The organism is uncultured Paraglaciecola sp. (genome assembly GCF_913020055.1).
In the GTDB taxonomy this organism is placed as follows: domain Bacteria; phylum Pseudomonadota; class Gammaproteobacteria; order Enterobacterales; family Alteromonadaceae; genus Paraglaciecola.
In genome coordinates this window covers 1-9095 of record NZ_CAJWCF010000137.1, presented here as the reverse complement: position 1 = coordinate 9095, position 9095 = coordinate 1, and the positions used below count along the sequence as shown (strand labels likewise).

The following is a 9095-nucleotide window of genomic DNA, read 5'->3' as shown; positions in this document are numbered from 1 at the left end:
GAAAACCCTGGACTTGGCATTCTAGACAAAATCGAGATGCTTCGTGGTCCCGGCTCGTCTATCTACGGTGCAGATGCTTTTCAAGGTGTTGTCGCATTTTCAACATCAAAATACACAGAAGACAAAACAGAGGTTCAAGGAACAGCAGGTCTCGACGATTATTATCAGCAATCCTTTAAGTATGGCAAAAGGCTAAGTGATAAAGTCACTCTGAGCATTTCAGCTGATAACTCCACAAAAGAAGAAGAAATCGATTATGAGTGGGGAACAGGTTCAGGCCGTTTAAATCCAAACAGAACAGAAAGTGGTAGCTCAGACGAGCCAATCAGAACAACTTCTTTTGCAGCTACATTAAATGCTCAGTTAACGAGTAAATTCAACTTTGAAACGGGCGTAATGGGCAATGTTTCGCAGAGAACAACGCTCAGATATGCCCAATCTGATAAGTTGAGCTTTGTTGATCAAGAAGGATCTTTCGCACTTATCAGGGCCAAAGCAAAATATGATATATCTGACAAAACATCGATAAATTCGCATATCTATCACTGGCAAGGCGAACATGAGTGGTTCTTTACAGACTCTAGATTCATTATTGATCACACCAACTTCAGCAGTGGCTTTGATCTCAATATAAAACAAGAAAATGATAGATTTAATACTAAATGGGCACTGGGTTATACCTACTCTCATTCCGAAATAGATGAAGCAAAAACTGGTAGAGAGCCCCCCGGCCTTACCTCGGACTTTGTAGAAGACTATACACGCCAACTCAACAGCGTATATCTGGATGCAAGAACTTCATTTTTTGATGGCAGTGTAGATGTACTCTACGGAGCACGCTATGACCATTTTTCAGATTTTGGCGATAACGTATCGCCAAGACTCGGTTTGATTTTTTATCCTAATGAATCATCCGCCGTAAAACTTATATACAGTAATGCTTTTCGTTCACCTGCAGCTAATGAAATCGGAACCAACCCAACAGCATCTTCATCCGCAACATTTGGTAATTCTGGTATAGAGCCCGAAGAGTTGGATACGTATGAGCTTGTTTATATGAAAAATTATGGTGAAAGCAATTTTGAAGGCACATTGTTCTATACAGAACTCACCGATGGCATAGTCTCGGCTCCGATGACACCAGATAATCCTCAATATTCCCCAGGAAGAAACCAGTACCAAAATGTAGGTGGTGTGAGGTCCAAAGGGATAGAAGCAAAATACAGCACGACTATCATGGGCGTTAAATCTGACCTCAGTGCATCATGGGTCACCTCGGAATCATCAGCTCTCGACATTAAATATGACGGTTTCCCTGATTGGATTATCAATGGACGATTCAGCTACGAAATGCCGCAACATTCAACAACTATTACGTTTGATAACAGAATAGAATTAGGTAGAAAAACATTTCAACGCACATCTCAATCTCAAGAATCTACCGATCTAGATGATTATTATCGAGCCGATTTAAATATCACTAAAAATTATAGTAAAAAGCTTGCCCTATCTCTGAATGTAACAAACTTGTTCGACAACGACGATTTACATGCCGTGAGCGTACGCCCAAATGAAACCTTGATGAGTCAGCCGGATCGCTCTTTTTTCGCAAGAATACGATATGACTGGTAACAAGCTAACTTGGTGTTTGAAGAAGTGTAGGTGACCGGTTGTTGTTAATAGTAAACAGCTTGCTTCTGACTGCATCAAACTTAACAAAGGCTATACGTGATAAAAACCATCGCATAGAGATTTAGCTTCAATAATTAGTTACATAAGCCACTCAGGACAGATAAAAATATCTACTAGGAAAAATTCTTTAACAAAAACTTGATCTGAAACAAGAATTATTCGCAATACCTTTTTCATTTGAGATCTTTTAAGTTAAACTAGTCACCAAGATTTATATTTTGGTTCCCTTAGATATTGCTTATGAATTCCACGTCAGCACCACCAAAGATTAAAACGTCTGTTATCAATGCCGACAAGATTATGCCTAACAAAGGTGGTCGCCCTCCCTTTATCAAAACAATAGAGGCATTTTTCGTTCGCCATAAAAGCAAACTTCTTTGGGTCCATATTGTGATGTTTGTAGTTTTTCTGGCCTTATTATTTCTGCCATTATTCTTATCTGAACCTGCCGAAGATGCCACGCCATTAACCCATTTCACCGTATTAGCCAATTACCTAATGTGGGGATTATGGTTTCCCCTAGTATTTATCTCCGTCATTTTCACTGGACGCAGTTGGTGTGGAATATTGTGTCCAATGGGCGCTGCGTCTGAATGGGCCAATAAGAAAGGTCCGCAATGGCAGATACCTGCATGGATCCGCTGGGAAGGCACCCCTATTGTCAGTTTCTTAGTCATTACTATATTAGGTCAAACCGTAGGGGTAAGAGACCACCCTGAGGCTATTGCTGAAGTATTTGGTGGAATTTTATTGTTAGCCATTCTAATCGGCTTCTTTTATGGCCGGAATAAACGCGCCTGGTGCCGACATGTTTGCCCTATCGGTTTACTATTAGGTGTTTATTCGCGTTTAGGTGCTATTCAATTTAGACCAAAAATCAAACGTGCCGGTGGTGACAAATATACCGAAAATGGTATTTGCCCAACGATGATTGATATCTCCAAAAAAGAAGAATCTCGTCACTGCATTGAATGTTTCCGCTGTGTTAATCCTAAGGCAAAAGGTGGTCTCGACTTGGTCTTAAGAACACCTGGTACCGAGATTAAAAATATTCGCGACTACAATCCAAACTTGGCCGAGGTATGGTTTTTGTTTCTAGGTACAGGTGCAGCCTTAGGTGGTTTTTTATGGTTAGTGTTGCCGTTATATGGAACACTCAGACAACAAGTTGGTGAGTGGTTTATCAATCAAGGTTGGTACTGGATTGCTGAATCTGGCCCTTGGTGGTTAATGAGCGTACACCCTGAACGGCGTGAAGTGTTTTTCTGGTTAGACTTTTTCATGATCTCAGGCACCATGGTCGCGTGCACCGTATTGCTTGCGGGCATGCTATATCTCACTACAAAACTAAGTGCTTGGCTATCTGGTCGTGTCGGTGGCGATCAAACTGCTAAACATCGTTTCACCGAATTAGGTTATCAATATGCGCCAGTAGCAATGGTGTCACTTGTGCTTGGTTTAGGCAGTGAATTATTTGAACCGTTAAGAACCTTTGGTCTTGATAGTCAACAGCTTTCTTTTGTTAAAGCCTCTTTATTTGTTCCGGCTATTGCATGGAGTGTTTACCTAGGCGACCGAATTTTATCCCGTCAAGGGCTTAAGAAAAAGGTTAGATGGATCCCACTTGTTCCAGGCGTTGTCGGTAGCCTTTTAGTCGCTTTTGCTTGGTGGCCAGCCCTTTTTTCTAGTTAAGCCATTTTCATAGATATTGATCTAAATCAGATCGTTGGTGATATCACACAAATTATTGACCAGAACCGGGGGATATCACCCAAGTCCTTGTTGACTATAATGCAAACCCTGTTTACAATTGAGAACAATTATCATTTGCATTACTAATTAACCATAAGGAAGTTTTAAATGAATTTTAAAAAAATTACATTATCATCCGTCATGGCAGCAGCATTACCAATGCTTACTGCTACTTCTGCAATTGCCGACGATGTTGAAATCGGTGTTGTTGAACAAAACGGTATGGAGATTGTCGCGGTATTTATTCAACCTGTCACCATGGAACCAATGTTACCGGGTGGAATGACCCTGACTGATATTCATTTAGAAGCCGATATTCATGCTTTGAAAGACAATGTTCATGGCTTTGCAGAAGGTGACTGGGTGCCATACCTTGGCATTACATATACCATTAATAAAGTTGACTCTGATTGGTCTACAACAGGTGCTTTCATGCCTATGGTTGCCTCTGATGGCCCACACTATGCTAGAAATATTAAATTAGATGGTGCTGGCAAATACACATTGACTTACAGCATCGAACCACCTCCATTTAATGGTTTTTACCGCCACACAGACAAAGAATCAGGTGTTGCTAAATGGTGGACACCATTTACCCTTGAGTGGGATTTCACTTATGTAGGTGTTGGTAAAAAAGGCGGTTACTAAAACCGTTTAATTCTTAATACGTAATTTCTCCTTCGTGAGGAGAAATGTAACAGCCAGCTTTTTGCCAGCCAGAATTAAGTTTATTCAAGGACTAAAAATGACGGCAAAAAAGCGTGTGAAGTTAATCTCTGCTTGCTTAGGAACAAGCCTACTGCTGGTTCAGACAGTTCAGGCTAACGATGATACACAACAAGCCTGTGGCGGTTATGCTCGTGCTGGCTTTATTGAAACGGACGTTGACAATAACGCAAAAGAATCAGCCTACGCCATTGGTGGCGAGTTTGGTTGTAAAGTCGACTTAAATGACAATATCAATATTAGACTTGGCGTGTCTACTTCTGTTGATCCAGGTGTAAATACGGGTAACGAAAGTAGCCTGCACGGTGATTTCTTTGATGAAGAAAAAGATAGTTATGCCATGCTTGGAGAAGCTAGCTTAAACTTCAATTACGAAGATTTTGAAGCACGCTTAGGCCGTCAAATATTTGATAGCCCGCATATGGATAGTGATGATCTTCGTATGGTTCCAAACCGCTTTGAAGCTTATCAACTTAACTATGGCGTAAATGAAAATATCGATCTTGGGTTTGCCTATGTCACAAAAATGTCTGGTTGGGAAAATGGTATTGATCAATCGGACTTTGTTGATGTTGGTGAAGCTTATGGTGCGGATAATGGCGATGCCTATGTTGCTTGGGCAGCATACGAACAAGACGGTTTAGCCCTGCAAGCTTGGGCTTATAACTTAGAGGATATCGCAAATATCTTTTATGCTGAAGTCCTTTACGGTGCCGACTTTAACGACAATTTATCGTGGGAAGTAGGCTTACAGTATGACCACGGAAGTGAAACAGGTTCTGACAAGTTAGGTGATATTGATGCCGATACGTGGGGTGCTAGTGCCGCTGTCACTAATCAGTATTTCACTGTAAGTGCGGCTTACAATAGAAATAGTGGTGATCATGGTGCTTTAGCCAGCTTAGGTGGCGGCCCTTTCTTCACTTCTATGGAAGATCAAACTTTGGATGCCGTCGAAGGTGATGATGCACGCGCCGCTGTAATCGGTATCGAAGGTGAGGTGTTGGAAGGGCTTACTATCGGTGTTGCCGCTAGTGAATTCCGGGCTAGTAGTAAAAATGACTACCATGTTAAAGAAAACAACTTTTACATGAATTATGAGTGGAATGAGGCATTTTTGCTTGAGGCCATGTATGCCGACATCGATGACAAAAATTCATCTGATGATACCGATCAAATTCGCGTTATCTTAACGTATCAATTTGACGGACCGTTCTAAATACTAAGCGAGCTAGTATTCGTTAAACAAAAAGCCCCAAACTATCAATATAGTTTGGGGCTTTTTTATCTACTACAGCTTAATTACTGAGATTCAAAAAGGATCGCCGGATGTGCTGATACTGTAACGGCAACTCGAGCATCAACAGCTAGATGTTTTGTTGATGATTGATTAACTATTAATGTTAACTCTCCAATTGAAACTGTATGCAATCGAGTATCACCAGTAAAGATTTGGTCAACAACTTTTCCTATCCCTGCGTCATCAGCTTCAAGTGAGATTTGATTCGGCCTAATAAATTGTTTTACTTTTGTGCCCAAGTCAAAACCGTGAGCTTGAGTAGAAATAATCTCACCTAAATCTTCTGATCGAGTGCAGTGCTGATCGACCACGACCACGTCTAACCAATTACCCTTGCCCATAGATTCGGCTAAAGCCGTAGATTTCGGTTGATAATACAAAGATTCAGCCGAGCCTGTTTGTACAATTTTTCCTTCTTCCATAAAAGCCAACTTGTCCGCAAAGGCAAAGGCTTCTTCCTTACTATGGGTGACAAAAATGGCTGAGACTTCTCTTTGTTTAAGAATATGACGAATATCAGCCATTAACTGCTGTCGTAAATGATAATCGACATTTGAAAAAGGCTCATCCAGTAGTAATAATTTAGGTTGTATGGCTAACGCTCTAGCTATAGCGACACGTTGTTGCTGACCTCCAGATAACTCGTGCGGATATGCAGAGCCATAACCTTGCATTTTAACGAGCTCAAGCAAGGTTTCAGCTGTTTGTTGGGCTTGTTGTTTATCAGCCTTAATACCAAAACAAATATTGTCTAAAACACTCATATGAGGAAACAATGCGTAGTCTTGAAAGATAATGCCCATGCCACGTTTTTCTGGTGTAACTGAACTTTCAGTAGATGAAATAATGTGTCCATCTAATGAAATAACACCATGTTCTAACGGCAATATACCGGCTATAGCCTTAAGTACTGTAGTTTTACCTGAGCCACTTTGACCCAATAAACACATGATCTCATTATCTAAAACCTGTAATGACAACTCATCCAGTACTTTTTTTGTTTCGTACTGAACTGATATTTCATCGACAGTCAAAGCCATTTTTGTTATTTCAGTCATTAGTAACTTTGCCTGTTTTTGTTAATCTCATCACGGGATACAGTCCGGCTAATATAATTAATATAGCAGCGACTGCTGCCTGTTCTAATTGTTCATCTGATACAAATTGATAGACATAGGTAGCCAAGGTATCAAAGTTGAATGGACGTAATAATAATGCAGCAGGTAGTTCTTTCATACATTCAATAAAAACCAATAAGATGGCCGTGAAAATGCCTTTGCTAATAAGCGGAACATGGATCGCAAACAAAGTCTGCACATCCGTCTTGCCCAAGGTTTTGGAAGCCATGTCCAATGAAGGGCTAATATTTAAAAAGCTTGATTCTATCGTGCCATTTGCCACTGCCTGAAAGCGGACTACAAATGCAAAAATCAAGGCAAATACTGTCCCGGATAAAAATAAGCCTGGTGCTTGATATCCAAAACTCTCCATCCACTCATTGATATTTATTTCAAATAAGGTCATCGGTATCAATACTGCGATGGCTAATACTGTGCTTGGTAAAACATAGCTCATGGTACTAATGCGCAAAGGAATATAAGCACTACGTTTTTGAGATAATCGTGTGGTGTAAATAAAGACAATGGCAAAACAAGTTGTTATTACTGCAGCTACGAGTGCTAACCAGATACTCTGCCATAAGACTTGCAGTAATTCACTTTGCCAAGCAACTGCAAAATAGGTCATCGCATAATCAATTAAGATCACCGCTGGCACTACAAAACCGGCCATGAGTAAAAATACGCACCAGATAATTGCACTTATTGACTGAGCTTTGCTTAATTTAAAACGACTAAGCTGACCTGAACTTTTATGATAAAAACGTTGCCGTCCTCTCTGCCAACGTTCTATGGCTAACAAACCCATCACACCAATTAGCATCAACATCGAAATTTTTGCTGCTGCTGACAATGAACCATGACCAAGCCAACTGTCATACACCGCTGTGGTTAAGGTATTCACCGCAAAATAATGTACCGTTGCAAAATCACCTAAAGCTTCGGCACCGATAAAAATTAAGCCCACCACAATTGCCGGACGACACAACGGGATTGAGATAAAACGAAAGCTCTGCCACGAAGATTTACCCAAGGTGCGACTAACTTGAAACAGATGAGCACCTTGTTCTAGAAAGGCGGTACGGGCAATCAAATAGAGATAAGGATATAAAACCAAAGACAGCATTAAAGCTGCGCCATAGACATTGCGTATTTCAAAAAACCAATAGTCACCTACGGCTGTGTTTGCTTGGAATACTTCACGAAGAAAACGTTGCACGGGACCTGAAAAATCAAATAAATCAGTGTAAATGTAAGCTACAACATAGGCAGGCATGGCCAATGGCAACATCAGCAACCATTGAAATTGCTTGCGCCACCTAAACTCACACATGGCAATAAGCCATGCACTAGGCAAAGCAAAGATGGCTGAAAAGACTAAAACTAGTACCACCAACTGTATGGTAGTAATGACATAGTCCGTCAGTACCGTCGCCCAAAGGTGTTCAAATAACGCAGTGTCAGACGCAAAGCTTTGCAGCAATAATGCAAAAACGGGTAAAACTAAACAAACTGACACTACCCAGGAAAGTAGCACCCATATTTTGGGGCTAGTGGTTTGCATTAAGTCATCTCTTGAATATCAATCAGAGGTCGAATTTTACTTCATCTAATAATTTATAGGCAGCAGATTGATACTTCACCACGGTCGTTAACGGTAAACTATCTGCCGTATACTCACCCCAAGATTTCACAAGCTCAGATGGTTCAACCTTAGTATTAACTGGATATTCCATATTTAACGATGCATATAAAGACTGCGCTTTTTCACTACTCAAAAACTCCATTAATGCCAGTGCATTTTCTTTGTTTGGCGCATATTTTGCCATAGCAACACCTGAAATATTGATATGTGCGCCACGATTTTGTTGATTAGGGAAAATAATATTAACAGCTTCAGCCCACGGCTTTTGGGCTTCATCAGTTAGCATCTTGCCATAGTAATAGCTATTACCTAAAGACACATCACACACGCCTTCTTTAATGGCTTTTACTTGGCCACGATCATTACCTTGAGGTTTGCGTGCTAAATTACTTTTGAGTTTCATCAACCATGCTTTTGTCTCAGCTTCGCCATCGTGAGCAATCATCGAAGCAAGTAATGAGATGTTATATGGATGTTTACCACTCCGAACACAAACTTTGCCTTTAAACTCATCCGACGCTAAATCTTCATAGCTTAAGGCTTGAGCATTTTCAATGCGGTCTTTTGATGCATAAATAACTCTAGCGCGTGTTGTTAAAGCAAACCATTGTGACTTGTCGTCACGAAATTGTGCCGGAATGTTTTGCTCTAAGGTTTCACTCTTAACCGCTTGAGTGAGCCCCTTATCAGTGATCTCAAGTAAACGATTAAAATCCGAGGTTAAAACCAGATCAGCAGGACTATATTTACCTTCACGCTGTAATTTTTCAGCAATGCCTTTCTTGGCATAGATAACATTAACTTTGATACCTGTCTCTTGCGTGAACTGTTCGGTAATTGGATCAATTAAGAACGGCTGACG

The 9095-nt window shown here is 40.6% G+C and carries 7 protein-coding genes; 4 read left to right on the top strand and 3 right to left on the bottom strand.

The genetic code is table 11. From position 1 onward, the window contains the following. The 4 genes from QZ488_RS20035 to QZ488_RS20020 all read left to right on the top strand — a co-directional run. Nucleotides 1-1632, top strand: a 1632-nt coding sequence (locus QZ488_RS20035; protein ID WP_293752076.1) for a TonB-dependent receptor, incomplete at its 5' end; no start/stop codon positions are given. Nucleotides 1633-1932: 300 nt separating this feature from the next. Further along, nucleotides 1933-3384, top strand: a complete 1452-nt coding sequence (locus QZ488_RS20030) for a 4Fe-4S binding protein (protein WP_293752074.1) — start codon at nt 1933-1935, stop codon at nt 3382-3384. Nucleotides 3385-3552: 168 nt separating this feature from the next. Next, nucleotides 3553-4092, top strand: a complete 540-nt coding sequence (locus QZ488_RS20025; protein WP_293752072.1) for an iron transporter — start codon at nt 3553-3555, stop codon at nt 4090-4092. 97 nt (nt 4093-4189) lie between these two features. Further along, nucleotides 4190-5389 carry an OprD family outer membrane porin gene (locus QZ488_RS20020; protein WP_293752070.1) on the top strand — a complete coding sequence of 400 codons (1200 nt, stop codon included), beginning with the start codon at nt 4190-4192 and terminating at the stop codon, nt 5387-5389. 83 nt (nt 5390-5472) lie between these two features. Here QZ488_RS20020 and QZ488_RS20015 read toward each other — a convergent pair whose 3' ends face one another. From QZ488_RS20015 to QZ488_RS20005, 3 genes are all read right to left on the bottom strand, one after another. Next, the gene (locus QZ488_RS20015) at nt 5473-6528 is read right to left on the bottom strand and encodes an ABC transporter ATP-binding protein (protein ID WP_293752068.1); all 1056 of its coding nucleotides are present in this window, start codon (nt 6526-6528) and stop codon (nt 5473-5475) included. Next, nucleotides 6521-8152: an iron ABC transporter permease gene (locus tag QZ488_RS20010; protein ID WP_293752066.1), complete on the bottom strand. Its 1632-nt coding sequence runs from the start codon at nt 8150-8152 to the stop codon at nt 6521-6523. Before QZ488_RS20010 ends, QZ488_RS20015 begins: the two co-directional genes overlap by 8 nt. Before the next feature lie 22 nt (nt 8153-8174). Beyond that, nucleotides 8175-9095 (bottom strand): Fe(3+) ABC transporter substrate-binding protein (locus QZ488_RS20005; protein WP_293752064.1); only part of this gene is annotated, 921 nt, incomplete at its 5' end.

Bases quoted from the DNA above. Each gene is read 5' to 3' on its own strand.
- QZ488_RS20030 (WP_293752074.1), top strand. From the start codon at position 1,933: ATGAATTCCACGTCAGCACCACCAAAGATTAAAACGTCTGTTATCAAT.
- QZ488_RS20025 (WP_293752072.1), top strand. From the start codon at position 3,553: ATGAATTTTAAAAAAATTACATTATCATCCGTCATGGCAGCAGCATTA.
- QZ488_RS20020 (WP_293752070.1), top strand. From the start codon at position 4,190: ATGACGGCAAAAAAGCGTGTGAAGTTAATCTCTGCTTGCTTAGGAACA.
- QZ488_RS20015 (WP_293752068.1), bottom strand. From the start codon at position 6,528: ATGACTGAAATAACAAAAATGGCTTTGACTGTCGATGAAATATCAGTT.
- QZ488_RS20010 (WP_293752066.1), bottom strand. From the start codon at position 8,152: ATGCAAACCACTAGCCCCAAAATATGGGTGCTACTTTCCTGGGTAGTG.